Origin of the sequence: Sulfitobacter mediterraneus (genome assembly GCF_003054325.1) — a bacterium.
Classification (GTDB): domain Bacteria; phylum Pseudomonadota; class Alphaproteobacteria; order Rhodobacterales; family Rhodobacteraceae; genus Sulfitobacter; species Sulfitobacter mediterraneus.
Genome location: NZ_QBKU01000004.1, coordinates 178,312 through 203,552 on the forward strand (window position 1 = coordinate 178,312; position 25,241 = coordinate 203,552).

Below are 25,241 nucleotides of genomic sequence, written 5' to 3' on the forward strand. Positions count from 1 at the left end.
ATGGCATTGTCCCGCAGGACAGGTGCGCGGTTTCAGGGGTCGATCTGGCCGGGATTTGTGGATGCGATGACCGGTCTTTTGCTGGTCCTGATGTTTGTTCTGACAATTTTCATGATCGTGCAATTCGTCCTGACGGAACGGATCACCGGACAAGAGACGGAATTGGATGCGCTGTCGGGCGAAGTGGCCGCATTGGCGCAGGCCTTGGGGCTGGAAGAGCGGTCAAATGCGCAATTGGAAGCGCGTCTTGGGGCTCTCAACGCATCACTGCGCGATGCGCAGGGCGAGTTGACCGAGCAATCGGCGTTGATCGCCGCGTTGACATCGGAACGGGATCAGCAGGCGGCAAACTTGCGCGAGGCGCAGAGCCAGATCACTGGTTTCGAGGCGCAGGTGGCCGCGCTTTTGACGGAGCGCGACGGCGCATTGGCACAGGTCGGCGCGTTGGAGGAACGCCAGTCAGAACTGTTGGACCAACAAGAGGTTTTGATCGACGAACAAGAGGCACTGAACCTGGCTTTGGCTGCCAGCCGCAGCGAAATTGATGCCCAGCAAGAGGCCGCTCGTCTCGCCGCCGCACGGCGTGAGGCACTCGATGCGTTGGTCGCAGATCTGAGGGCCCGAAATGCGGAGGCGCAAGATCAAGTGACCGCGCTGCAAGGGCAAATTGCGGAAACGACCCAAGCCTTGTCCGACGAAGAGGCCGCAAAATTGGCCGAAGCTGCGGCAGCGGAGGCATTGAGAGCCAAGTTGCAGGATGCAGATGCGGAGCTGACGGCGATGACGCTGGCGCTGGAGGCCAAACGCAAAGAAGCGGAAGAAACGCTGACATTGCTGGCGGCGGCACGGGCGTCGCAATCAGATCTGGATGATCAGTTGATCAAGGCGTTGATCAGTCTGCAAGCGGCGGAAACTGCGGCAAAGGTTGGCGTGGATGCGCAGGCAGAGGTTGGCCGGCTTCAGGGGGAGTTGACCGTTCTGCGGGCCGAACTGGATCGGGCACGGACCGCCGGGGCGGATACCGCGCAATCGCTCACAGCTGAGGGAGACGCGTTGCGAGCGGATCTTGCGACCGCGCAGGGGCAGATTGCACAGTTGGAACAAGACCTTGAAACCAGTCGCGCCAATCTGAGCGCCGACCGCGATGCGCTGCGGGACGAACTGGCGCAGGCCCGGCTGGATATCGCTGTGTTGGAACAGGCGCTGGACGACAATCAAACGGTTCTTGAGACCGACCGAGCGGCGCTTCGCGCGCAATTGGCCGAGGCTCTGGCGGCCAAAATTGCGGCGCAGACCTTGGCCCAAGACAACAGCACCGATGCGCAGAAACAGGCGGCTTTGGTCAGTGCGGCGCAGGCAGCCCTGGCAAAAGAAAAGCAGATCAGCAGCGAGGCGCAACGCCAGACGGAGCTGTTAAATCAACAGGTTGCGGCCTTGCGCACACAGCTTGGCGATCTGCGTGCCTTGCTGGATGACGCTGAATTGCGCGATTCTGCAAAGACCTTGCAACTGGAATCGCTGGGTTCAGACTTGAACACCGCCCTGGCCCGTGTGGCCGCAGAAGAAAGCCGCCGTGCTGCCCTAGAAGCGGCAGAGCGTGCGCGGCTTGAAGAGAAAGCCAAAGATCTTGAGCAGTACCGGTCCGAGTTTTTCGGGCGTCTGCGTGATGTGCTGGGCAATCAAGATGGGGTTCGGATCGAAGGGGACCGGTTTGTGTTCTCGTCCGAGGTTTTGTTCCCGCCCGGCGGCGCGATTTTATCCGACGACGGGCAAGCCGAGATCGCAAAAGTGGCGCGGATACTGCAATCGGTTGCGGATGATATTCCGCCTGAAATTGACTGGGTGATCCGCGTGGACGGGCACACTGACAACGTGCCGTTGTCGGGGCTGGGCGAATTTGCGGACAATTGGGAATTGAGCCAGGCGCGGGCGCTGTCGGTGGTCAAATACATGATCTCGGCCTTGGGCATTGCGCCGGATCGGTTGGCCGCCAATGGCTTTGGCCAGTATCAGCCTGTCGCTGCGGGTGACAGTGAGGACGCTCTGGCGCAGAACCGCCGGATCGAGCTGAAGTTTACGGAAAAGTAACGCATTAATCTGCGATGGTGGCGGTCCAACTGTGGCTGCTGATCTCTGCGCCGCCCCGGATGAGGGCCGCCCGGCCCGAATAGTCGCCGGATGGCCAAGGGGCGCGGCGGCGTTTCTGTCCGATAGCGCGGAAGGCTTGGGCTTTTGCTTTGTCAAAGTTATGCCGTTTTGACAGGCGCAGGCCCTTTGGACCAGTGATGGAGATGTCTAGAATATCGCCTTTACGAAAGCCGAAGCCGAAAGAGAACGCCACGATATTGGCCGATTTCGCAGAGAGCCCGGTGTTGGCTGCTCCCGCTTTGACTTCTGCATAATCAGGCACTTGATCGGCAAACCCAGACAAGAGCAACCCGCCCGCGCGATAGGGTGGCGGATCACGCCAGAGGGTTTGTGATGGCGTTTCTGAGCAAGAGGTTTTTCCACTTGGTACAAATGGATCAACCGGCTTGCCATCTTTGCGCACCGAGAGGTGCAGATGCGGAAAGGCCGCACGCCCTGACATCCCGACCTGTCCAAGAGGGGTGCCAGCGGTGATCTGGTTGCCCTTTTCCACGGTCAGCGATCCGCGTCTGAGATGGCAATATTGGGTTTCCCAACCGCCCTCATGGCGCAGCACCACACCGTTGCCGCATTCCCGGCCTTTCACCTTTTGGGCATTGGCCTGCGAATAGACCTCATCTGCCATGCCATCGCGCAGCCCGACCACCACACCAGTGGCCGCTGCCAAAACGGGCACGCCCTGTTGCATCATGGCGAGGTGCGGCAGGGCAAAATCGGTGCCTTTGTGGCCATCATAGCTGAGCCCGGCGCAGCGGTAATCTTGCGCGGTGTTGCTTGGGTCGTGGTCAACATATTGCTGGATATAGCAGGTCTGCCCAAGATCGCAGTCAATTGGCAGATCCAAAAGAAACCCCTCCGCCAGTACAGGACCGGCGAAGGGGATCAGCAGGGCCAACAGGCCCCGCAACATCATTCCGCAGTCAAAAGCGGTGGTTTGTCGCCAGAGATCCGCGGCTTTTCAAGGCCGAGAATGGTCAGGTCCAGCTCACCTTTTTTCACGCCGACCTTCACAACACCGCCCTTGGCGAGCGAACCAAACAGAAGTTCTTCTGCCAAAGGTTTTTTGATGTGTTCCTGGATCACGCGGCCCAGAGGACGGGCGCCCATTTTGTCATCATACCCTTTGTCGGCTAGCCATTCGGCGGCTTTCTTGCTGAGTTCGATGGTCACGTTGCGGTCCATCAACTGTGCTTCGAGTTGCAGTACAAATTTCTCGACCACGCGCAGGATCACTTCTTTGGGCAATGCGCCAAAACTGATCACGGCATCCAGACGGTTTCGGAATTCCGGCGTGAAGGTCCGTTCAATCGCGGCGGTATCTTCACCCGTGCGGCGATCCCGGCCAAAGCCAACGGCCTCTTTTGCCTGTTCGGCGGCACCTGCGTTAGAGGTCATGATCAGCACCACATTGCGGAAATCAACGGTGCGTCCGTTGTGATCCGTCAGGCGGCCATTATCCATCACCTGCAACAGGATATTGTAGACATCAGGGTGCGCTTTCTCCATCTCGTCGAGGAGCAGAACGCAATGCGGATGCTGGTCAACGCCGTCGGTCAACAACCCGCCTTGATCAAAGCCAACATAACCCGGAGGCGCACCAATCAGGCGCGAAACGGCGTGTTTTTCCATGTATTCCGACATGTCAAAGCGCAACAGTTCCACACCCAACGTATCGGCCAGCTGTTTGGCAACCTCGGTTTTGCCGACACCGGTTGGTCCGGCGAATAGATAGTTGCCGATAGGTTTTTCCGGTTCGCGCAGGCCCGCCCGCGCCAGTTTAATGGCGGAGGAAAGTGCTTCGATTGCCGTATCTTGACCAAAGACCACCCGCTTGAGCGAGGTTTCGAGGTCTTTGAGCACAATCACATCGTCTTTGGAGACGTTTTTGGGCGGGATGCGGGCGATCTTGGCCACAACGGCCTCAACCTCTTTGGTGCCGATGGTCTTGCGACGTTTGGAGGCAACAACCAGATGTTGCGCCGCGCCAGCCTCGTCGATCACGTCAATCGCGCTGTCGGGCAGCTTGCGGTCGTTGATGTAGCGATGCGCCAGTTCAACGGAGGTTTTGATCGCGTCCGAGGTGTATTTGACCGAATGGTGATCCTCGAAATACGGCTTCAGTCCGCGCAGGATTTTCACCGCATCTTCGACGGAGGGTTCATTCACATCAATCTTCTGGAACCGGCGCGACAAGGCGCGGTCCTTTTCAAAATGCTGACGGAACTCCTTGTAGGTGGTGGAGCCCATGGTGCGCAGCTTGCCGCCCTGCAACGCAGGTTTCAGCAAGTTGGAGGCATCCATAGCCCCGCCAGAGGTCGCGCCAGCACCAATTACGGTGTGAATCTCGTCGATGAACAGAACAGCGTCTTTATGCTCTTCCAACTCGGTCACAACCGCCTTGAGCCGTTCCTCAAAATCACCGCGGTAGCGGGTGCCAGCCAGCAATGCGCCCATATCGAGCGAATAGATGGTGGTGTTTTCCAGAACTTCCGGCGTTTCGCCGGCGACGATCTTGCGAGCCAGCCCTTCGGCTATGGCTGTTTTGCCAACGCCAGGATCACCCACCAGTAGCGGGTTGTTCTTGCGGCGGCGGCACAGCACCTGAATGCAGCGTTCGACCTCGTCAGAACGGCCAATCAGCGGATCAACATCGCCATCGCGGGATTTGGCGTTCAGATCCACGCAATATTTGGCCAGCGCCGATTCTTTTTTCTCACCCTCGGTGACGCCCTGCGGCTCTTCCTCGTGTTCGGGGGCGCCGGACAGGGGGCGTGCCTCGCCATAGGCGGGGTCTTTTGCAACGCCATGAGCGATGTAATTGACCGCGTCATATCGGGTCATTTCCTGTTCCTGCAGGAAATAGGCGGCATTGCTTTCGCGTTCGGCAAAGATCGCAACCAAAACATTGGCGCCGGTCACTTCGGTCCGGCCAGAAGATTGCACATGGATCGCGGCGCGTTGGATCACCCGTTGGAATGCGGCAGTAGGCACCGCCTCGGAGCCATCCACATCGGTGACAAGGTTGCTGAGATCCTCATCGACAAATTCGTTCAAGGTGTCGCGCAATTCATCCGTATCAACGGAGCAGGCTTTCATCACCTGCGCGGCATCGGGTTCATCAATCAATGCCAACAGCAGGTGTTCCAGCGTGGCAAATTCATGGCGGCGGGCATTGGCCAGCGCAAGGGCTGCGTGGATTGCCTGCTCAAGTGTAGTCGAGAATGAAGGCACGGGCGTGCTCCTTTTCGATCGGGGCCGGCGGAGTTCTGTGGGATAACAGACCCCCGGTCCGACCATGGCCTCATAGTATTAGAGTTTGGTTGATCGTGGCCGGTCTTCAAGCGTTTTCTTGAAAAAGACGCTCACTTTTGCCGTGATCGGTGCGTTTTGGCCATTTATGCTGGGTTTAAAAACTGTCTTTGCGTTTGCGAATTTCCGTAAAAACAGCAGCATCTGTGGCGTCCTGCATCCCTAGGGTTGCGCGAATGCCGGGATCGGCGGGGCGCAAAAAGGGATTGGTTTCAAGCTCGGTTGAAAGTTTCGAGGGAACAGTCGGCAACCCCTTGTCGCGGGCCGCCTGAATGTCGGTTGATCTAGATATAAGGGCTGCATTGGCGGGATCAACCGTGAGCGCGAATTTCGCGTTCGAGGCCGTGTATTCATGGCCCGAACAGATGGTTGTGTCGGCGGGCAGGGCCATCAGCTTTTGCATGCTGTCCCACATTTGCTCTGGTGTCCCCTCGAACAGGCGACCGCAGCCAAGCGCCATCAGGCTGTCGGCGGTAAAGGCAAGGGACGCTTTTGGCACATATAGGGCGATATGGCCGATGGTATGGCCAGAGACATCCAGCACCTGCGCCTCCAATGCGCCCAAGGATACGGCATCACCTTCTGACACGGCCTGATCCAGTTTCGGCAGGCGGTGTGCGTCCGCCTTGCCGCCGACCACCTTGGCCGGATGCAGGGCCAGCAGATCCGGCAACCCGTCGATGTGATCCCAGTGGTGGTGGGTCAGCCAGACCTGCGTTGCAGACCAGCCGCGGTTTTCCAACTCCTTCAGGATCGGCCCCGCTTCGGGCACGTCAATGACGGCCACTTCGCCGCTGTCATGGTCGCGCAACAGATAGGCGTAATTGTCGGACAGGCAGGGGATCGTGATCAGATCATAGGGCATGGCGTTTACCTCGGTGGTGCGTAATATGAAGACAGAGTGTCATTCACCAAGGCGGGCTGCAATGCATCTTGATGTGCAAGATTTGCGGAATTTCTATTATCGCAGCGCGCTGGGCCGTGCGGCGCAGAAAAGTATGCGCAACCGGCTGTTGGAATTCTGGCCCGAAGCAAAGGGGCAGACGGTGGTCGGCTTTGGCTTTGCCGCGCCCTTGTTGCGGCCCTATCTGAAAGACGCGCGGCGGGTGATTACTCTGATGCCAGGGCCGCAGGGGGTGATGCCCTGGCCAGCCGGAATGCCCAACACGTCGGTTCTGACCGAAGAAACGCTTTGGCCGATTGAGACCGGACATGTGGACAAGCTGGTGCTGCTGCATGGCCTTGAGACGTCGGAACGGCCCAGTGATCTGCTTGAGGAATGCTGGCGGGTGCTGGGGCCGGGGGGCAGGGCGCTGTTTATTGTGCCAAACCGTGCCGGGCTTTGGGCGCGGCGGGACCGAACGCCGTTTGGCTATGGACGGCCCTATTCGCCCGGCCAGCTTGAGACCCAGTTGCGCAAACATCAGTTTTTGCCAGAGCGGCACATGGGCGCCTTGTTCCAGTTTCCATCGCAGCAACGGGTTTGGATGAAATCGGCTGGATTGTTTGAGAAAATCGGTCGGCATATGCCCACGATGATGGCAGGCGGCGCCTTTATGGTCGAAGCGACCAAACTGGTGTACCCGCCCAAAGGCAAAGTTGAGCGGCGCACGGCGCGGCGGGCGATTGAAGTGCTTGAAGGGATGGCCGAACCGACGGCCAAGCCGGTTTAGACCCACCCCGACATTGATCTGGCGCAAAGAAACCCCGCCACTGGCATGCCATGGTTCAGTCAAACACTGAACCAAAGGGGATAGCGATGTTACAGATCAGTCAGCGCAAAGTGGCGCAGATCATTCTTTACGGACATGAGATCGAACGCGGCGAAGCAGAGCTGCGCGGATTTCTTGAAACGCTCAACGACGAAGAACTGCACAGCCTTGTCGCAGTGATGTGGATCGGGCGCGGGAGTTTTGAGGCCGACGATCTGGCCGAGGCAATGGCCACCGCCGAACGGGAGGCCAGCATTCCGACACCAGATTACCTTTTGGGCTCTCCGCACTTTTGTGACCACTTGGAAAGTGGGATGGAGGCCTTAGGCTTGTCTGTCGCTGACGCAGAAGAAGATTTGCTGTAACCCAAACGGGAAATGCGCGGTCTGTCCGATATGGTCTGGATGCGCCGCAATCAGACCAACACGCCGCAGATTGCGGGTGTAAGAATCGCGCAACGTAGCTATTTTTAAGCAACATTGAGGGATTTGCAGGTGGACAAAGCGCCGCATGTGCCGCTGACCCCTTAAAATAAAGCGATAGGGACTCTTCGTCGGGGCGTGATACAGTGTTGCGGGGCGGAACCCTGTCTGCTACATCGCCCCTGATTTAGACGTCTTGAACCGTTTCAAGCCGCGCCAACACTCCGGTGACGCGACTTCCTTCGCATACCGGAACTGACTGTATGAGAGGATGGACGTGTCCGAAACAGCATCAATTTCCACCGGCATTGCGCAACGCTATGCAGCTGCCGTTTACGATCTGGCGAAAGAGACCAAAAAGGTCAAAGCCATTGAGACAGATCTTGAAGGTCTGTCTGCGGCACTGGCAGACAGCGAAGACTTTCGCAATCTGATCCATTCCCCGATCTACAGCCGCGATGAACAGGCAAATGCCGTTTCTGCGCTGGCCAAGAAAATGAAACTGTCGCCAATGATGGGCAACACGCTGGCGCTGATGGCGCAAAAGCGTCGCCTGTTTGTTTTGCCGCAGTTGGTCAAGACTTTGCGCGACCTGATCGCCGCCGACAAAGGCGAGATCACCGCAGAGGTTACATCGGCCAAAGCGCTGACCAAGACACAATCAGACAAACTTGCCAAATCGCTCAAGGCGACCACAGGCAAAACCGTAACGCTCCAAACGACCGTGGATGAAACCCTCATCGGCGGTCTTGTCGTCAAAGTGGGCTCCAAGATGATCGATACCTCGATCCGCTCGAAGCTCAATTCCCTACAGAATGCAATGAAAGAGGTCGGATAAATGGGTATCCAAGCTGCAGAGATTTCTGCGATCCTGAAAGACCAGATCAAGAATTTCGGTCAAGAAGCAGAAGTGGCCGAAGTTGGCCGCGTGCTGTCCGTCGGTGACGGTATTGCCCGTGTTTACGGTCTGGACAATGTTCAGGCTGGTGAAATGGTTGAATTCCCCGGCGGTATTCAGGGTATGGCCCTGAACCTCGAAGCGGACAACGTTGGTGTTGTTATCTTCGGTTCCGACCGTGACATCAAAGAAGGCGACACTGTTAAGCGCACAAACTCCATTGTGGACGTGCCAACAGGTGACGAACTTCTTGGCCGTGTTGTAGACGGTCTGGGCAACCCAATTGACGGCAAAGGCCCGATCAAATCCAAGACCCGTGGTCTTGCAGATGTGAAAGCGCCCGGCATTATCCCGCGTAAGTCGGTGCATGAGCCAATGTCGACAGGTCTGAAATCTGTTGATGCGATGATCCCGATTGGCCGTGGCCAGCGTGAATTGATCATTGGCGACCGTCAAACCGGTAAAACAGCCGTGGCGCTTGACGCCATGCTGAACCAGGCACAGGTGAACGCCGCCGCTGGTGACGACGAGAGCAAGAAAATGTACTGCGTGTACGTTGCGATTGGTCAAAAACGCTCCACCGTGGCGCAGCTGGTCAAAAAGCTCGAAGAATCCGGCGCCATCGAATATTCCATCGTTGTGGCCGCGACTGCATCCGAGCCTGCACCGATGCAGTTCCTCGCGCCTTATTCCGCCACCGCGATGGCAGAGCACTTCCGCGACAATGGCCGCCACGCTTTGATCATCTATGATGATTTGTCAAAGCAGGCCGTTTCTTATCGCCAGATGTCCCTGCTTCTGCGTCGTCCACCGGGGCGTGAAGCTTATCCTGGTGACGTTTTCTATCTCCACTCCCGCCTGCTGGAACGTTCGGCCAAGCTGAACGAAGACAACGGTGCCGGTTCTTTGACGGCCCTGCCGATCATCGAAACCCAAGGTGGTGACGTGTCCGCGTTTATTCCAACCAACGTGATTTCGATCACCGACGGTCAGATCTTCTTGGAAACAGAATTGTTCTACCAAGGTATCCGTCCTGCTGTGAACACCGGTCTTTCGGTTTCGCGGGTTGGCTCTTCGGCCCAGACCAAAGCGATGTCTTCGGTTGCCGGTCCGGTGAAATTGTCCTTGGCTCAGTACCGCGAAATGGCGGCCTTTGCTCAGTTCGGTTCCGATCTGGATGCCGCCACCCAGCAGTTGCTGAACCGTGGTGCCCGCCTGACCGAACTGATGAAACAGCCACAGTACGCGCCACTGTCCAACGCCGAGATCGTTTGCGTGATCTACGCAGGCACACATGGCTACCTCGACAAGCTCGACGTGTCCGAAGTGGGCCGCTGGGAACAGGGCCTGCTGGCACACCTGCGCGGCAAGAACGCCGACCTGCTCGACGACATCACCAACAACGATCGTAAGGTGAAAGACGAGCTGGAAGACAAAATCAAATCAGCGCTTGATTCCTACGCCGCTGACTTCGCTTAAGGAGAGATAAGCCAATGGCAAATCTCAAGGACCTTAAAAACAGGATCTCGTCGGTCAAATCGACCCGCAAGATCACCAAGGCCATGCAAATGGTTGCCGCGGCGAAACTTCGCCGCGCGCAGGAAGCTGCCGAAGCCTCTCGCCCCTACGCCGAACGGTTCAATGCCGTGATGGCGGGGCTTGCGGCCTCCGTTGGCGGATCTGACAGCGCCCCCAAACTGCTGAGCGGTACAGGGTCCGATCAGGTTCAGCTTTTGGTCGTCATGACGTCCGAACGCGGGCTGTGCGGTGGTTTCAACACCAACATCGTCAAATTGGCCAAAGCCAAAGCACAAGACGTGCTGGCCGCGGGCAAAGAGCTGAAGATCCTGACCGTTGGCAAAAAAGGCCGCGATCAGCTGAAGCGTGAATTTGGCGCCTATATGATCGGTCACGTGGACATGTCCGAGGTGAAGCGTCTTGGTTATGCCGATGCGCAAAATATCGCCAAGGATGTTCTGACGCGGTTTGACGGCGGCGAATTTGATGTGGCGACGCTGTTTTACGCGAAGTTCGTCAATGTGGTCAGCCAAGTTCCTACAGCCCAGCAAATCATCCCGGCTAAATTCGACGATGCCGGCGAAGATGCGGGTGCCTCGACGCTGTTTGACTACGAGCCTTCCGAAGAGGCGATCCTTGCGGATCTGCTGCCACGCGGTGTTGCCACCGCGATCTTCTCTGGCTTGTTGGAAAACGCAGCATCGGAGCAGGGCGCGCGGATGTCCGCGATGGACAACGCCACACGCAATGCGGGCGATATGATCGACAGTTTGACGATCCAGTACAACCGCTCGCGTCAGGCCGTCATCACGAACGAGCTGATCGAAATCATTTCCGGCGCGGAAGCGCTGTAAGCAATATCGGAGAAACGACATGGCAAATGCAGTCGGCAAAATTACTCAGGTCATCGGCGCCGTCGTTGACGTGCAGTTCGAAGATAACCTTCCTGAGATTCTGAACGCCCTCAACACCGAGAACAACGGCAAAAACCTTGTTCTCGAAGTGGCGCAGCACCTTGGTGAAAACACTGTTCGCGCAATCGCGATGGACGCCACAGAAGGCCTCGTTCGCGGCGCCGCTGTGACCGACACAGGCGCACCTATCCAGGTGCCAGTTGGCAAAGGCACATTGGGCCGTATCCTGAACGTGACCGGTGATCCGGTTGACGAAAAGGGCCCGGTTGACGCAACAGACAGCCGCGCCATTCACGGCGATGCGCCTGCGTTCGAAGCGCAGTCCACCGAAACCGAGATCCTGACAACAGGCATCAAGGTGATCGACCTTCTGGCCCCCTACACCAAGGGTGGTAAAATTGGTCTGTTCGGCGGTGCCGGCGTTGGCAAAACCGTTTTGATCATGGAACTGATCAACAACATCGCGAAGGTACACTCCGGTGTGTCCGTGTTCGCGGGTGTGGGTGAGCGGACACGTGAAGGGAACGACCTTTACCACGAAATGATCGAATCCGGCGTTATCGTTCCTGATAACCTGCCCGATTCGAAAATTGCTCTGGTCTACGGCCAGATGAACGAGCCTCCAGGTGCGCGTATGCGTGTGGCTCTGTCCGGTCTGACATTGGCCGAACAGTTCCGCGACGAATCTGGTTCTGACGTTCTGTTCTTTGTGGACAACATCTTCCGCTTTACACAGGCCGGTTCCGAAGTGTCCGCCCTTCTGGGCCGTATTCCTTCCGCTGTGGGTTACCAGCCAACACTGGCCACCGACATGGGGGCGATGCAGGAACGTATTTCCTCGACCAAGAACGGTTCGATCACATCGGTTCAGGCCGTGTACGTCCCTGCGGATGACCTTACTGACCCTGCGCCAGCGACATCCTTTGCCCACCTTGATGCGACAACCGTTCTGGATCGTGCGATTTCGGAAAAGGGTATCTACCCTGCTGTGGACCCGCTTGGTTCCACCTCCCGTCTGCTTGATCCGCTGGTGATCGGTGATGAACACTACAAAGTCGCCACGGACGTGCAGCAGGTTCTTCAGCGTTACAAATCGCTTCAGGATATCATCGCGATCCTCGGCATGGACGAACTCAGCGAAGAAGACAAACTCGCCGTGGCCCGTGCCCGTAAGATCGAACGCTTCCTGAGCCAGCCTTTCGACGTTGCGAAAGTGTTTACTGGTTCTGACGGTGTTCAGGTGCCTCTGGAAGACACAATCGCGTCGTTCAAAGCGGTTGTGGCCGGTGAATATGACCACCTGCCAGAGGGCGCCTTCTACATGGTTGGCGGCATCGACGAAGTGAAGGCGAAAGCCGAGAAAATGGCAGCAGACGCCGCCTAATCAGGAGCCTTACTCATGGCAGACACGATGCAATTCGATCTGGTGTCGCCCGAGCGGCGGCTGGCCTCGATGGAGGTCACTTCGGTCCAGATCCCCGGTGCGGATGGCGATATGACGGCGATGGAGGGGCATGCCCCCACCATCACCACGCTGCGCCCCGGTGTTCTGACGGTAGACGGCCCGGATGGGACACAAGCCTATGTTGTGACCGGCGGTTTCGCCGAGATCAGCAGCCGCGGTGTGTCGGTTCTGGCCGAGCGCGCCGTGGTTAAGGGTGACATGACCCAAGACCAGCTTGACGAGATGGTTGAAGAAGCCAAGACGACTTACGCCAAAGCCAAAGAGGCTTTTGCAAATGAACCCGGCCCCGTGGATGACGCAGCCAAGCTGCTGTCGGATATGGTCGCAATGGGCGATGAGATCGGTCTTTCGGCGAAACAGCCAAACCTCTGATCCGGTTACAATGGTATTAAAGAGGCCTCGCGCAAGCGGGGCCTTTTTGCTTTGCTGCACCCGCAAAATCCGCCAGTATGCACGCACAACTGGAAGGCCGGACACCGTTTGATTTATGAAAAAACTTCGCAGTCATCTTATCGGCGTGGACAGCGGTGATGTTGTCCTGTTTTCGGACTATGAAAACGGCGGTGACATGTGGACCGGTGAGGGCCAGCGCGAGCGCCGCAAGCAGATTACCTTTTCCGAAGCGTTCAAATCCCCGCCCAGTGTGCAGGTGTCTCTGTCCCTTTGGGATGTGGATGCCGCGACGGTCATGCGGGCCGATATTGCGGCAGACAAGGTGACAGAGGCCGGCTTTGACATGGTGTTCCGCACATGGGGCGACACCCGTGTGGCACGGGTGCGCATGGCGTGGTCGGCCATTGGTGAATTGTCAGAAGACGACGATTGGGACGTCAGCTGATCAGGCGATCAGCTTCCGGCGTACATTCCATCGTAAATCGGGCCCAATGTGTCCTGCTCAAACAGCGAAGACACCGATGTGCCGTTCCAGATGTTCAGGATCGCTTGGGCAAAGACCGGCGCGGTTGGCACGATACGGATGTTGGCCGCATTCTTGACCTCGGCGGTGGGTTGGATGCTGTCGGTGATGACCAGTGATTTCATCACCGAATTTGTGACACGTTCCACGGCAGGGCCGGACATCACGCCGTGGCTGATGTAGGAATGCACTTCCTTGGCACCATTCTCCAGCAGCACTTCGGCGGCTTTGCACAGCGTGCCGGCAGTGTCGCAGATATCGTCCACGATCAGGCAGATTTTGCCTTTTACATCACCAATGACGGTCATCTCGGCGATCTCACCGGGCTTTTCGCGGCGTTTGTCTACGATCGAAAGGGGGGAGTTGATCCGCTTGGCCAGTTCCCGTGCGCGGGCCACGCCGCCCACGTCAGGCGAGACAATCATCAGCTCGTCCATGCGGTCCTTGAACGTGTGTTTGATATCAAGGGCAAACACCGGTGAGGCATAGAGGTTGTCCACTGGAATATCGAAAAAGCCCTGAATCTGTGCGGCATGCAGATCCATTGTCAAAACCCGTTCGATGCCTGTGCCAACCAGCATGTTTGCCACCATCTTGGCGGTGATGGGCGTCCGCGCCTTGGTGCGGCGATCCTGACGGGCATAACCGAAGTATGGCAGCACTGCCGTGACCCGCGCCGCCGAAGATCGGCGCAGCGCGTCGGCCATGATCAGCAGCTCCATCAGGTTGTCGTTGGCCGGGTTCGAGGTCGGTTGAATGATGAACATATCCTCACCGCGCACGTTTTCGAACACCTCGACAAAGATCTCACCGTCGTTGAACCGCTCAACCCGTGCATCGACCAGCCCGACATTGACCCCCCGATGCAGCGACATGCGCCGCGCGATTGCCTTGGCCAGTGGCATATTGGCGTTGCCTGAAATCAGTTTGGGTTCTGAGGGGGTGGGCATTGGGGCAGTCTCCGAGTGGGGCGTAGATGACAGATTCGTGACGTTGACACCACCTAGCATGGCCTTACGGTGCCGCAAAGCAGCTCAGCCCAGAAGGAGAGCCAAATGGCCCAGATCGACTATTTTTTTGCCACCCTGTCCCCTTATTGTTACCTCGCAGGCACTCGCCTTGAAGAGGTGGCCGCCAAACATGGGGCGAGCATCAACTACAAGCCTTTCGATATCGTCGCGGCCTTTGGCCGGACGGGAGGCACACCGCCAAAGGACCGGCACATCAGCCGCATTGAATACCGCGCCCAAGAACTGGTGCGGCAGGCCAAGAAACTTGGCATGGATTTCAACCTCAAGCCCGCACATTGGCCGACCAATGGCGCGCCAGCCGCCTATGCCTTTATCGCAGCGCAGAATGCAGGTGGCGGAGATTTGGGGCAATTGGCGCATCTGATCACCCGCGCCGTCTGGGCCGAGGAAAAAGACATCGCGCAAGACGACGTTGTTCGCGCCTGCTTGCAAGAGGCAGGCTTTGATCCGGCACTGGCAGACAGCGGCATGTTGGTCGGGGCGGAGACCTATGCCCGCAACCTTGAAGAAGCGGTTGAGCGGGGTGTCTTTGGTGCACCTTTCTACTTTGTCGGTGATCAACGGTTCTGGGGGCAGGACCGCATCGCCGACGTTGATGCCCATCTGGCAGGCGATCTGTGACAGCCCAAGTAGGGTTCACCCCTCACGTGAGCACGCTTGGATCCGGCCCGCGCCGGGTTCTTGCCTTGCATTGCACGCTGGCCTTTGGCGGGGCATGGGGCGGCATGGTCAAATTGCTGGGTGAGGATCTGACCTTTATCGCGCCTGACATGCCCAGCCATGGCCGCAGCGTTGACTGGGACGAGCGCAGCAGCTTTGCTGATACAGTGCTTGCGGCGTCATTGTCGGTGATGGATGACGCGCCGATGGATGTGATCGGCCATTCTTTTGGCGCAGCCACGGCCCTGCGCATGGCGGTGGAACATCCCGCAAGGGTCCGTAGCATTACCTTGATCGAGCCGGTTTTCTTTGCCGTGGCGATGGCCGACGCATCTGACACCATGGGCGATCAAGATGGCCGCGCACAGCCCTTTGTTGATGCGATGCAAGCGGGGGACCGCGCCCTTGCTGCCCGTCTGTTCAACCGGATGTGGAGCGAGGCGGGAACATGGGACCGTTTGCCGGACCGCACCCGCGCTGCCATGACCCGCGCCATCCACGTGGTGCCGGACACCCATGCGTTTCTTTACGATGATCTTTGCGGACTGCTGGAACCGGGGCAGCTTGATGCGCTGACTTTGCCAACTCTGCTGATCCGCGGCGAACAGGCGTTACCCGCCATTGCGGCGGTGAATGACGGGCTGTGCAAACGCATCCCCGGAGCGGTTCAGTCGGTTATCGCAGGGGCAGGCCACATGGCCCCGATCAGCCATCCGGCAGAAACGTCAGAGGCATTTGCCACTTTGCTTGAACGGGCCTGATTGGCGCTTAGAAATGGCTCAGGAACTGGTCGACCCGCTCTTTGCTGATAGACCAGTCGCACACCATCCGCGCGGCAAGCAGGCTGTCCTCCGGCCCATCTAGCGGTCCGTCCCATAGGTAGTATTTGGCTCCGGCCTCATGCAGCTTGCGGTGAATGACCCGTGGGAAGCGCGGGAACAGCATATTGGCTTCCGGTTTATGCAAAAACTCTGCCCCGGCCTTGCGCAATCCCTCTGCCAGATAGGCCGCATTGGCATTGGCCTGCCGCGCAGTCTCGCGCCACAGATCGTCTTGCAGGTATCCGGCCATTTGCGCGGACAGGAACCGGTGCTTTGAAAACAGATGCGCCCCGCGCTTGCGGCGCAGCTCAAATTCCCATGCCTTTGTTGGATCAAAGAACACAACCGCCTCAACCCCCATGCAGCCGTTCTTGGTGCCGCCAAAGCTGACAACATCCACACCCAACTTCCACGTCATCTCGGCCGGTGTGCAGCTCAGCGCCTCGGTCGCATTGGCAAATCGTGCGCCGTCCATATGCACCGGGATCTCATGGGCCTTGGCCACATCGGTGAGCGCCCGCAATTCGGTCAAGGTATGCACCGACCCGCGCTCTGTGACTTGGGTGATCGAAACCGGGCCGCGCTGCGCCGAATGCACATCATCAGGAGAGCGGGCCGCAATCGCCGCCTGCAAAGCCTCTGGCGTCATCTTGTCCTGTGTCGGTATCACTGTCAGCTTGGCCGCGCCTGCATAGAATTCTGGCGCGTTGCACTCGTCTTCCTGAATATGGGCCACTTCGGAACAAAAGACCGTCTGCCAAGGCTGGCAATAGCAGGCCAGCGCCAGTGCATTGGCCGCTGTGCCCGTCGCCACCAGATAAACCGCTGCATCCGGCGCCTCAAACACGCGGCGGATCTCGGCGCGGACTTCATCCATGATCGGATCGTTGCCATAGGGCATCGCATAGTCGGTGTTGGCGGCAATCACCCGCTCCATCACCTGCGGATGCGCCGGGCCTGCATTGTCAGAGGCAAAAAACATCAGGTCGGCTCCTCGATGATGTGGTCTTCCCATTCCTCGAACGGGGTGTCGAATTCTGAAACGGTGCCGCCTTGCACGCTGATCCCGGCGTCATGCACCGACTGGGCTGTGCCGCTGATCAAGGGATGCCATTCGGGCAAGGGCTTGCCCTGCCAGAGCAGACGATAGGCACAGGTCTGCGGCATCCAATAGGCATGGCTGTCCATGTTATCGGGTTTGAGAACGATGCAATCTGGCACAAACTGATGGCGGTTTTCGTAGTGCACACAGCGGCAGGTCGTATCATCGAGCAGGCGGCAGGCCACGCGGGTCAGCGCCACCTCGCCGCTGTCTTCATCTTCCAGCTTGTTCAGGCAGCATTTCCCGCAACCATCACACAGCGCCTCCCACTCTGTCTGGTTCATCTCGGACAGCGGCTTTTTCTCCCAGAACTTCGGGGTCAGGCCCTTGCGCCCAATTGGATCGCTCATAGGGCATCCAGAATGCTACGGGCCTTGGCGCAATCTGCATCCATCTGGGTGATCAGCGCATCCAGACTGTCAAAGTTTTCCTCGCCGCGCAGATGTTCGACCAAGGCGATGGACAGAGGCGCGCCGTAAAGATCGCCTTTGAAGTCAAAAATATAGGTCTCCAAATTGGCGGTGTTTTCACCAAACATCGGGCGCACACCTATGCTGGCCGCGCCCTGATAACTGCCCTTGTGCGGGCCTTCCAAAACATCGACCAGCACTGCGTAAACGCCAAAAGCAGGCGGGTGGATGTCATCAATGGACATATTCGCGGTGGGAAAGCCCAATTCGCGCCCGCGCTGTTCGCCGGTGATGACCGGCCCGTCAACCCTGTGCCAATGGCCCAACATTGCGGCGGCCTCGCGCGGCTTGCCGTCGCTGAGCGCCTTGCGGATTGCAGTGGAGGATACGGTCTGCGCTCCGGTTTCCAAAAGGGGGGCAATCGTCACGCCAAAGCCAAAGGTCTCGCCAAAGGTGATCAAATCCTTAGCGTTGCCCGCCCGGCCTTTGCCAAAACAGAAATCCGCACCAACCACCACATGCGCAATGCCCAGCCCATCCTTGAGCACATCGCGGGCAAATTCCTCTGGCGTCAGGGAAGCCAGCTGCGTGCCAAAGTTCAGCTCATAAAGCAGATCAATGCCGACCTTCTCCAGTCTATGCGCCCGCGCATCTCGGCTCATCAGGCGAAAGGGCGGCGCATCGGGGGCGAAAAACTCTCTGGGGTGCGGCTCAAAAGTGATCACGCCCAGCGGCGCATCGGGGGCGGCGTTGCGGGCCAGATCAATGACCGACATATGGCCCTGATGGACACCGTCAAAGTTGCCAATCGCGGCGGTGGCGCCGCGGTCGCTTTGATCTACAAACTGGTGGTCACGGATGATCTTCATAGATCATTGCCTATCGGCCACGGCCCGCAGTGGCAAGCACTGGGCCTGCTTCATTTGGCCAGAAAAACCTCCGGGGGAATCGCGGCCTGCCGCGATGGGGGCTGGCCCCCTTGCCGGATCAGTCGAACTTGCGCGACGGTGCCAGCACTGTGGCCTCGCCGATCAACACTTTCTTGCCGTCCACGGCGCAATGGCAATCCATTTTGACCCGGCGCTTGGCAAACTCGATATCGGTTACTTTGACCTCGGCATAGACCATATCACCGGGGCGCACAGGGCCAAGAAACTTGAGCGATTGGCCCAGATAAACCGTCCCGTGGCCGGGCAGTTGTTCCCCGATCACCGCCGAGATCAAACCGGCCGTCAGCATCCCGTGGGCGATGCGACCCTCAAAGATCGTGTCTTGGGCATAGTCATCATCCAGATGCACCGGGTTCCGGTCCGTCGAGATCTGCGCGAACATTTCGATATCCGCGTCGGTCACGACCTTACGCAGATAGCGGCTCATGCCGATTTCGATGTCTTCGATACAGATCGTGCCGCGCGGAAGGTTGTCCAACATACCCCATCCTCTGAGTAATAAAATGCCGTTCGGAGCATCTCCGATGTAACTTAATTACTTTGCAGGCGCAGAAAATCAAGGGGAAAATTGTTAGCGCAGGAACCCAATTGAATAGTTTGGAGAGGACTTTTCCTTTTCAAGGTAGTCACTTAGCGCGTTTGGGTCAGGTTGTCGCAGTGTTTTGGTTTCTGCGGCAGCAAGGCCACCTGTGATGAACAGAGAATCAATATCTTCGCCAATCGCGCCTTGAATGTCGGTCAGGATGCCATCGCCAATGGCCAAAATCCGGTCATCAGAAACCACTTTACCCAGCGCAGACAGCCGCCGCCGCGCCAGATCATAGATCGGCGGATGTGGTTTGCCAAAATACAGGCTCTCGCCGCCCATCTCTGCATAAAGCTTGGCCAGCGCCCCGGCGCACCATTCACGCTGATGGCCGCGATCCACAACGATATCGGGATTGGCACAAAGCAGTTTCAGGCCCATCTGTTTGGCCATCAGAAACTGCGGGCGCATCACATCGGGGTCCGCGTGCGGATCTTCCGGGCCGGTACAGACAATACCTTCGGCCTCGGCCAGCGGCACCTGTTGGATCGTCATCGGATCGTCGAGCAGATGCAGCGGCTGAAAGAACTTTTCCTCACCCGGTTGGCCAATGAACCAGACCTTTTGCCCGACAACCCCCTGAAACATGGCAGAACGCGCTGAATCGCCCGAGGTGGCGATTGTGTCCCATGCGTCATCCGGGACACCAAAATGCACCAACTGCTTTTCCACACCGGCGCGAGGGCGCGGGGAATTGGTGACCAGAACAACCTTGCCGCCGGTCTTGCGGTAGGCCTGAAGGGCGGCAACCGCGTCAGGCAGGGCTTTGACCCCGTCATGCACGCAGCCCCACAGATCCACAAAGAGCGCATCATATTGGGCGGAAATCTCGGCGAGGGTGTCGACAATGCGGGTCATCAGAAGGCTCCAACTGGTTATGCAGCAGACTTAGGGGATAATGCCGCCTTATGGAACCAGCGATGCGGTGTCAGTGAGGCTCCCGATTCGCCGGTTGATCACAATTCTGCCTTAATTCTGCCTCGGGTTTTGCGGGTGATGTTTCGGATTCTGGGGATAATTCAGGGGATAACTGCCTATTGGTGCCCTGAGATATTCAATCTCCGCGAGAATGTGGCCGAATTGTGGAATTTGTTTGAAACGGCCGGGATTCACGTCGATGTTTGGACTCTGCAAAACTTGGGGGAAGACATGGACGTGTTCCATAATCCGACAATTTCATCGACGCTGCTTGGTGTTAGCGCCTATCAAAAGGCCAGCGGCCGGAGCGCAGAGCGCAAGCCCTTGGCAGCAGCCAATCGGCAGGCAAAACCTGCGCCCGCAAAAGCCGCGCCTGCGAAACGTCCTGCGGTGTCGCGGCAAAGCACAAAGGAAAAGAAAATCTCTGTGCTGAAATCCCTCCAGACCCAGTCCAATTCAGGCATGGTGAAAATGCGCGATGTTGCATCGGCGCTGGATGATCTGCTCAAGACGTCCTGAACAGCAACAAACAGTCAACTTGTGAAGCGAGAATGGCCGCCCCAGGGCGGCCATTTCTTTTTCGAACTTCAAAAACTGCCTTACAGCTTCAGGTTTGGAATGATCTGCTTTTTCCGGCTCATGATGCCGGGCAGCACAACGGTGTCGCTCGCAACGGATGCGCCAAAGCTGTTTTCCGCGATCTGTTTGACCATGTCGTTGGGCACCAGCAAGGTCGCTTCTTCCTTGAGAATGTCGACGATGAACAGCAACACCTGCGCGGCGCCGTCTTCTTTAGCAACGCCGGGCATTGCGGCCATCAGGGCGTCTTTGCGCGCCAGAAGCGGGGCAGGGGAGGTGGTCTCAAGAACCGAAACCCGCAGGCCGGTGCCATCCAGATCAAATTCCTTGCTGTCCATGCGCAAAAGCTCTGGCTCGGAAAAGGCAGAGACGTCGGATTTGGCCGCGAACATCTCGGCGGCAAAGGCGCTGATGTCGATGCCCAGATCCTCGGCCAGCGCATGGGCGATGGCGGTATCTTCCTGCGTTGTGGTCGGGCTGCGGAATTCCAGCGTGTCGGACAGGATGCACGACAGCATCGCGCCTTTGATCCCGCGTGGCGCCTGTGCCAGATCATCACCGATCATTTTGTACATGATGGTTGCGGTGCACGCGAGCGGCTGGATGTTGATCTCAATCGGGCCGCGTGTTTCCAGACCTGCCACCAGACGGTGGTGATCAATGATCCCGCGAATGTCGGCATCGTTGATGTTGTCGGGCAGTTCGCCGGGATTGTTGGTGTCGACGATCACAACAGGCGTATCAGCGGCCAGATCGGTCATGATCTCCGGCTTTTCCAGATCCCAGTGATCCAGAACAAACAGCGCCTCGGTGTTCGGTTCGCCCAAGAGGACGGGCTTTGCCTCAACACCTTTGATCTGGTTGAGATACCATGCCCAGATGATCGGGCTGCCGGTGCTGTCGGTGTCGGGGTTCTTGTGGCCAAAAACAAGCGTGGTCATGGGCTATCCTTGCGTCGCAATCTAACGGTTTCGCCGCCTTATATGGGGCGTTTGGCCTGTTGTCACGGGTTTTGCCGCGGTGCGGCGTCAAGCCCCAGTTCGGCGCGTTTCTTCTTGGTCAAGGCACCAATGGCCATTTCGTAAGACGCAAAGATGTGCGCGCGCAGGCTGTCGTCTGACAGGCCGGGTTCGCCGTAGTGCTGGATCCATTTCAACCCGCGCGAAGCCATATACGGGGCGGGGCGCAATCCGGGGCTGTCCGAGAGAATTTCAAAGCCCATTTCGGTGGCCTTGAAGGTCACGGTGTTGCCGCCGTCCCCCATCCCAACAACGGCAAAAAGCTTGCCGCCCACCTTGTAAACGTCGGAGTTGCCCCATTGAACCACATGGGTGGTTTGGGGAAGTCCGGCGCAGAAGGTCATCAATTCATCACGTGTCATGGCGTCAGAATAGCGGGTTGGAGGGGCCATGAAAATGGGGCAATCTGCGGCGATGAGCAATCCGCGCGAAACTGACCTGTATCCCCCGATCAAGACCTTTCTTGAGGATCAGGGTTATGTGGTCAAATCCGAGGTTGGCGCGGCCGATGTTGTGGCCTTGCGGGGGGGGGAGCCGCCGGTTGTGGTTGAGCTGAAGCTGGGGTTTTCCCTGACGTTGTTTCACCAATGTATCGCCCGGATGAAAGTGACTGACGATGTCTATCTTGCGGTGGCGCGCCAGTCCGGCAAGCGGTTTGCCAAAGCGGTGAAGGACAATACAGCGCTAGCACGGCGGCTGGGGCTTGGCCTGATCACGGTGCGCCTGTCGGATGGGCTGGTCGAGGTACATTGCGATCCGGGGCCTTATGCACCGCGCAAAAACAAGAAACGCGAGGCCCAGCTCTTGCGCGAGTTTGCACGGCGGCAAGGCGATCCAAACGATGGCGGCCAGACCCGTGCGGGATTGGTGACGGCTTACCGGCAGGATGCGCTTAAGATTGCGATGTATTTGTTTGAGGTCGGGGCGTGCAAAGGTGCGGATGTGGCCAAGGAAACCAAGGTTTCGGTTGCGACCCGGATGATGCGCGATAACCACTACGGCTGGTTTGAGAAGGTCGAGAAAGGCGTCTATGGTCTGACCCCTGTGGGGGCTGAAGCAGTCGGAACATCGGGCAATGTTCTAGGGTCTGATTGATCTGGGGCAGCCAAACTGCGGCCATCCGCAATTTCTACCAACAATTTTTCTATTCTCATTGGTTGACAGCTTTGTGACTCGTCCTTAGCTATGCGCCGTTAGCACTCGAACTGGATGAGTGATAACGGCCCGCTCTCAAACGGAGCGGCGGGTCTGGGAGAGTAACTTTGAGCCTTAAGGAGCTGCAAAGATGGCATTGAAACCGCTTCACGACCGCGTGCTGGTAAAGCGCACAGAAAGCGAAGAGAAAACTGCTGGCGGATTGATCATTCCCGATAGCGCAAAAGAAAAACCTTCCGAGGGCGAAGTTGTCGCGACAGGCGAAGGCGCCCGCAAAGACAGCGGCGAGCTGATCGAGATGGCTGTAAAAGCCGGCGATCGCATCCTGTTCGGCAAATGGTCCGGTACAGAAGTCACCGTAGACGGTGAAGAAATGCTGATGATGAAAGAAAGCGACATCATGGGGATCCTGTCCTAAGCGGACCGGCCCGGTGTCGGACGATCCGTTCGACCCACATGATTGCACAACATCAAACCCGTAGGCCGGACAGGATTGTCCGCCAAAACGGAAGATAGATATTAGGAGACGACAAATGGCTGCTAAGGACGTCAAATTTGACACCGATGCCCGCAACAAAATGCTCCGGGGTGTGAACATCCTGGCTGACGCGGTGAAAGTCACGCTGGGCCCCAAAGGCCGCAACGTGGTTCTGGACAAATCTTTCGGCGCACCGCGCATCACCAAAGATGGTGTATCCGTGGCGAAAGAGATCGAACTGGAAGACAAGTTCGAGAACATGGGCGCCCAGATGGTGAAAGAAGTTGCTTCTCGCACCAACGACGAAGCGGGTGACGGTACAACAACCGCAACCGTTCTGGCTCAGGCGATCGTGCGCGAAGGCATGAAATCTGTTGCCGCTGGCATGAACCCAATGGACCTCAAGCGCGGCATTGATCTGGCAACTTCCAAAGTTGTTGAAGCGATCAAAGCGGCGGCACGTCCTGTGTCTGACAGCGACGAAGTCGCCCAGGTCGGCACCATCTCCGCCAACGGCGAAGCGGAAATCGGTCGTCAGATCGCAGACGCGATGCAGAAAGTTGGCAACGAGGGTGTGATCACCGTCGAAGAAAACAAAGGTCTGGAAACAGAGACAGACGTTGTCGAAGGCATGCAGTTCGACCGCGGCTACCTGTCCCCATACTTTGTCACCAACGCTGACAAGATGACTGTTGAGCTGGAAGACGCGATCATCCTGCTGCACGAAAAGAAACTGTCCTCCCTGCAGCCAATGGTTCCTCTGCTGGAGCAGGTGATCCAGTCTCAGAAGCCTCTGCTGATCATCGCTGAAGATGTTGAAGGCGAAGCGCTGGCGACTCTGGTTGTGAACAAACTGCGCGGCGGTCTGAAAATCGCAGCAGTGAAAGCGCCTGGTTTTGGCGATCGCCGCAAAGCGATGCTGCAAGACCTTGCGATCCTCACAGGTGGTCAGGTGATCTCCGAAGATCTGGGTATGAAGCTTGAGTCCGTGACCATGGACATGCTGGGTTCCGCCAAGAAAGTGTCGATCACCAAAGACGAGACAACAGTTGTTGACGGTTCCGGCGACAAAGCCGAGATCGAAGCGCGTGTTGCCCAGATCCGCGGCCAGATCGAAGAAACGTCTTCCGACTACGACCGTGAAAAGCTGCAAGAACGCGTTGCCAAACTGGCAGGCGGTGTTGCCGTGATCCGCGTTGGCGGCATGACCGAAGTTGAAGTGAAAGAGCGCAAAGACCGCGTTGATGATGCACTGAACGCGACACGTGCCGCTGTTCAAGAAGGTATCGTTGTTGGTGGCGGTGTTGCTCTGGTTCAGGCCGGCAAGAAGCTCGACGGCCTTGAAGGCGCAAACAACGACCAAAGCGTTGGTATCAACATCGTACGCAAGGCCATCGAAGCGCCGCTGCGTCAGATTGCTGAAAACTCCGGCGTGGACGGTGCAGTTGTTGCGGGCAAGATCCGTGAAAGCTCTGACCTGACATTCGGCTTCAACGCTCAGACCGAGGAATACGGCGATCTGTTCAAGTTCGGCGTCATTGACCCGGCCAAAGTTGTGCGTACTGCACTGCAAGACGCGGCCTCTGTTGCTGGTCTGTTGATCACAACCGAAGCGATGGTTGCTGATCGTCCGGCCAAAGACGGCGGCGCAGCCGGCGGCGGCATGCCCGACATGGGCGGCATGGGCGGCATGGGCGGCATGATGTAAGCCAGCCAATCGTGCTGAGAATTTTGGGCGTGCCGGTGACGGCGCGCCCTTTTCTTTGGGTCCGGGGATAGGCTGACCGCCGTCAGACGGGCAATTCAACGATCCGCGAGTAGGTTCCCAGCATATTCAATGCGTTGGCCAATGTTTCGGATGCGTTTTCTTTGACGACATAGCCTGCCACGTTGTGGTCATAAGCTGATCTGACATCTTGTGGCGTGTCAGAGGTGGTAAATACAAATACCACCACGCGTGACAGTTCTGGATCGGCCCGCAGCGCATCCAAAAGCTCAAGCCCGCCCATGCGCGGCATATTGAGATCCAGCGTGACAATATACGGCGGCAGTCCGGTGTTTTTTTTGCTGTTCACTTTGCAAAAACTCCAAGGCATGTTGCCCATCCGTACAGACATGGGTTTCATTTGAAATCTTCAGTTTTCGCATTGCGCGTTGCATTGCCATCACGCTGATTTCGTCATCATCCACGATTAAAAATCGCGCCTCTTGCAGTTTCCTTGGTCTCATG

General features: G+C 57.7%; 27 protein-coding genes. 15 read left to right on the forward strand and 12 right to left on the reverse strand.

Annotation, left to right across the window (positions count from 1 at the left end):
• Positions 1-2,088: a peptidoglycan -binding protein gene (locus tag C8N31_RS08190; RefSeq protein ID WP_025047911.1), complete on the forward strand. Its 2,088-nt coding sequence runs from the start codon at positions 1-3 to the stop codon at positions 2,086-2,088.
• Positions 2,089-2,092: 4 nt separating this feature from the next.
• On the opposite strand, the gene C8N31_RS08195 is transcribed toward C8N31_RS08190, so the two are convergent.
• From C8N31_RS08195 to gloB, 3 genes are all read right to left on the reverse strand, one after another.
• The gene (locus C8N31_RS08195) at positions 2,093-3,061 is read right to left on the reverse strand and encodes a M23 family metallopeptidase (protein WP_025047910.1); all 969 of its coding nucleotides are present in this window, start codon (positions 3,059-3,061) and stop codon (positions 2,093-2,095) included.
• Positions 3,058-5,379 (reverse strand): ATP-dependent Clp protease ATP-binding subunit ClpA, encoded by a 2,322-nt coding sequence (clpA, locus tag C8N31_RS08200; RefSeq protein WP_025047909.1) that lies wholly within the window; start codon positions 5,377-5,379, stop codon positions 3,058-3,060. Before clpA ends, C8N31_RS08195 begins: the two co-directional genes overlap by 4 nt.
• A gap of 175 nt (positions 5,380-5,554) precedes the next feature.
• On the reverse strand, positions 5,555-6,322 hold the full coding sequence (gene gloB, locus C8N31_RS08205; RefSeq protein WP_025047908.1) for a hydroxyacylglutathione hydrolase: 768 nt from the start codon (positions 6,320-6,322) through the stop codon (positions 5,555-5,557).
• A 61-nt stretch (positions 6,323-6,383) separates the two neighbouring features.
• Between gloB and C8N31_RS08210 the strand changes: the two genes are divergently transcribed.
• The 8 genes from C8N31_RS08210 to C8N31_RS08245 all read left to right on the forward strand — a co-directional run bounded on the left by C8N31_RS08210 (position 6,384) and on the right by C8N31_RS08245 (position 13,224).
• Positions 6,384-7,130, forward strand: coding sequence for a methyltransferase domain-containing protein (locus tag C8N31_RS08210; RefSeq protein WP_025047907.1), 747 nt, complete (start codon positions 6,384-6,386; stop codon positions 7,128-7,130).
• An 86-nt stretch (positions 7,131-7,216) separates the two neighbouring features.
• Positions 7,217-7,534 (forward strand): DUF3775 domain-containing protein, encoded by a 318-nt coding sequence (locus C8N31_RS08215; protein WP_025047906.1) that lies wholly within the window; start codon positions 7,217-7,219, stop codon positions 7,532-7,534.
• A 334-nt stretch (positions 7,535-7,868) separates the two neighbouring features.
• Positions 7,869-8,429 (forward strand): F0F1 ATP synthase subunit delta, encoded by a 561-nt coding sequence (locus tag C8N31_RS08220; protein WP_174233535.1) that lies wholly within the window; start codon positions 7,869-7,871, stop codon positions 8,427-8,429.
• Positions 8,430-9,968, forward strand: a complete 1,539-nt coding sequence (gene atpA, locus C8N31_RS08225) for a F0F1 ATP synthase subunit alpha (protein WP_025047904.1) — start codon at positions 8,430-8,432, stop codon at positions 9,966-9,968.
• Positions 9,969-9,982: 14 nt separating this feature from the next.
• Positions 9,983-10,861, forward strand: coding sequence for a F0F1 ATP synthase subunit gamma (locus C8N31_RS08230; RefSeq protein ID WP_025047903.1), 879 nt, complete (start codon positions 9,983-9,985; stop codon positions 10,859-10,861).
• A gap of 19 nt (positions 10,862-10,880) precedes the next feature.
• Positions 10,881-12,305, forward strand: coding sequence for a F0F1 ATP synthase subunit beta (atpD, locus tag C8N31_RS08235; RefSeq protein ID WP_025047902.1), 1,425 nt, complete (start codon positions 10,881-10,883; stop codon positions 12,303-12,305).
• A gap of 15 nt (positions 12,306-12,320) precedes the next feature.
• Positions 12,321-12,758, forward strand: a complete 438-nt coding sequence (locus C8N31_RS08240; RefSeq protein ID WP_025047901.1) for a F0F1 ATP synthase subunit epsilon — start codon at positions 12,321-12,323, stop codon at positions 12,756-12,758.
• A gap of 115 nt (positions 12,759-12,873) precedes the next feature.
• Positions 12,874-13,224 (forward strand): H-type lectin domain-containing protein, encoded by a 351-nt coding sequence (locus C8N31_RS08245; protein ID WP_025047900.1) that lies wholly within the window; start codon positions 12,874-12,876, stop codon positions 13,222-13,224.
• A gap of 8 nt (positions 13,225-13,232) precedes the next feature.
• Here C8N31_RS08245 and C8N31_RS08250 read toward each other — a convergent pair whose 3' ends face one another.
• A complete protein-coding gene (locus C8N31_RS08250) occupies positions 13,233-14,252 on the reverse strand; it encodes a ribose-phosphate pyrophosphokinase (protein ID WP_025047899.1) in 1,020 nt (339 codons plus the stop codon).
• A gap of 105 nt (positions 14,253-14,357) precedes the next feature.
• Here C8N31_RS08250 and C8N31_RS08255 point away from each other — a divergent pair, with 105 nt between their 5' ends.
• Positions 14,358-14,954 (forward strand): 2-hydroxychromene-2-carboxylate isomerase, encoded by a 597-nt coding sequence (locus C8N31_RS08255; RefSeq protein ID WP_025047898.1) that lies wholly within the window; start codon positions 14,358-14,360, stop codon positions 14,952-14,954.
• Positions 14,955-14,980: 26 nt separating this feature from the next.
• Positions 14,981-15,754 carry an alpha/beta fold hydrolase gene (locus tag C8N31_RS08260; protein WP_025047897.1) on the forward strand — a complete coding sequence of 258 codons (774 nt, stop codon included), beginning with the start codon at positions 14,981-14,983 and terminating at the stop codon, positions 15,752-15,754.
• A 7-nt stretch (positions 15,755-15,761) separates the two neighbouring features.
• On the opposite strand, the gene C8N31_RS08265 is transcribed toward C8N31_RS08260, so the two are convergent.
• The 5 genes from C8N31_RS08265 to C8N31_RS08285 all read right to left on the reverse strand — a co-directional run bounded on the left by C8N31_RS08265 (position 15,762) and on the right by C8N31_RS08285 (position 19,720).
• A complete protein-coding gene (locus C8N31_RS08265) occupies positions 15,762-16,796 on the reverse strand; it encodes a threonine aldolase family protein (protein ID WP_025047896.1) in 1,035 nt (344 codons plus the stop codon).
• A complete protein-coding gene (locus C8N31_RS08270) occupies positions 16,796-17,266 on the reverse strand; it encodes a YcgN family cysteine cluster protein (RefSeq protein ID WP_025047895.1) in 471 nt (156 codons plus the stop codon). Before C8N31_RS08270 ends, C8N31_RS08265 begins: the two co-directional genes overlap by 1 nt.
• Positions 17,263-18,195 carry a bifunctional riboflavin kinase/FAD synthetase gene (locus C8N31_RS08275; protein WP_025047894.1) on the reverse strand — a complete coding sequence of 311 codons (933 nt, stop codon included), beginning with the start codon at positions 18,193-18,195 and terminating at the stop codon, positions 17,263-17,265. Before C8N31_RS08275 ends, C8N31_RS08270 begins: the two co-directional genes overlap by 4 nt.
• Positions 18,196-18,313: 118 nt before the next feature.
• Positions 18,314-18,757, reverse strand: coding sequence for a MaoC family dehydratase (locus C8N31_RS08280; protein WP_025047893.1), 444 nt, complete (start codon positions 18,755-18,757; stop codon positions 18,314-18,316).
• Positions 18,758-18,847: 90 nt separating this feature from the next.
• Positions 18,848-19,720: a TIGR01459 family HAD-type hydrolase gene (locus C8N31_RS08285; RefSeq protein WP_025047892.1), complete on the reverse strand. Its 873-nt coding sequence runs from the start codon at positions 19,718-19,720 to the stop codon at positions 18,848-18,850.
• On the opposite strand from C8N31_RS08285, the gene C8N31_RS08290 reads away from it, so the two are divergent.
• Positions 19,679-20,299, forward strand: coding sequence for a hypothetical protein (locus C8N31_RS08290; RefSeq protein ID WP_146173115.1), 621 nt, complete (start codon positions 19,679-19,681; stop codon positions 20,297-20,299). The two genes, C8N31_RS08285 and C8N31_RS08290, sit on opposite strands and share 42 nt — an antisense overlap.
• 80 nt (positions 20,300-20,379) lie before the next feature.
• Here the strand turns inward: C8N31_RS08290 and C8N31_RS08295 are convergent, their stop codons facing one another.
• Complete coding sequence (locus tag C8N31_RS08295) at positions 20,380-21,300, reverse strand: manganese-dependent inorganic pyrophosphatase (protein ID WP_025047890.1); 921 nt, start codon at positions 21,298-21,300, stop codon at positions 20,380-20,382.
• A gap of 62 nt (positions 21,301-21,362) precedes the next feature.
• The gene (locus C8N31_RS08300; RefSeq protein ID WP_025047889.1) at positions 21,363-21,740 is read right to left on the reverse strand and encodes an MmcQ/YjbR family DNA-binding protein; all 378 of its coding nucleotides are present in this window, start codon (positions 21,738-21,740) and stop codon (positions 21,363-21,365) included.
• 52 nt (positions 21,741-21,792) lie between these two features.
• Here C8N31_RS08300 and C8N31_RS08305 point away from each other — a divergent pair, with 52 nt between their 5' ends.
• From C8N31_RS08305 to groL, 3 genes are all read left to right on the forward strand, one after another.
• On the forward strand, positions 21,793-22,473 hold the full coding sequence (locus C8N31_RS08305; RefSeq protein WP_025047888.1) for a DUF2161 domain-containing phosphodiesterase: 681 nt from the start codon (positions 21,793-21,795) through the stop codon (positions 22,471-22,473).
• A gap of 190 nt (positions 22,474-22,663) precedes the next feature.
• The gene (groES, locus tag C8N31_RS08310; RefSeq protein WP_025047887.1) at positions 22,664-22,951 is read left to right on the forward strand and encodes a co-chaperone GroES; all 288 of its coding nucleotides are present in this window, start codon (positions 22,664-22,666) and stop codon (positions 22,949-22,951) included.
• A 115-nt stretch (positions 22,952-23,066) separates the two neighbouring features.
• Positions 23,067-24,719: a chaperonin GroEL gene (gene groL, locus C8N31_RS08315; protein ID WP_025047886.1), complete on the forward strand. Its 1,653-nt coding sequence runs from the start codon at positions 23,067-23,069 to the stop codon at positions 24,717-24,719.
• 82 nt (positions 24,720-24,801) lie between these two features.
• Here the strand turns inward: groL and C8N31_RS20545 are convergent, their stop codons facing one another.
• On the reverse strand, positions 24,802-25,086 hold the full coding sequence (locus tag C8N31_RS20545) for a response regulator (protein ID WP_231476774.1): 285 nt from the start codon (positions 25,084-25,086) through the stop codon (positions 24,802-24,804).
• Positions 25,087-25,241: the final 155 nt, after the last annotated feature.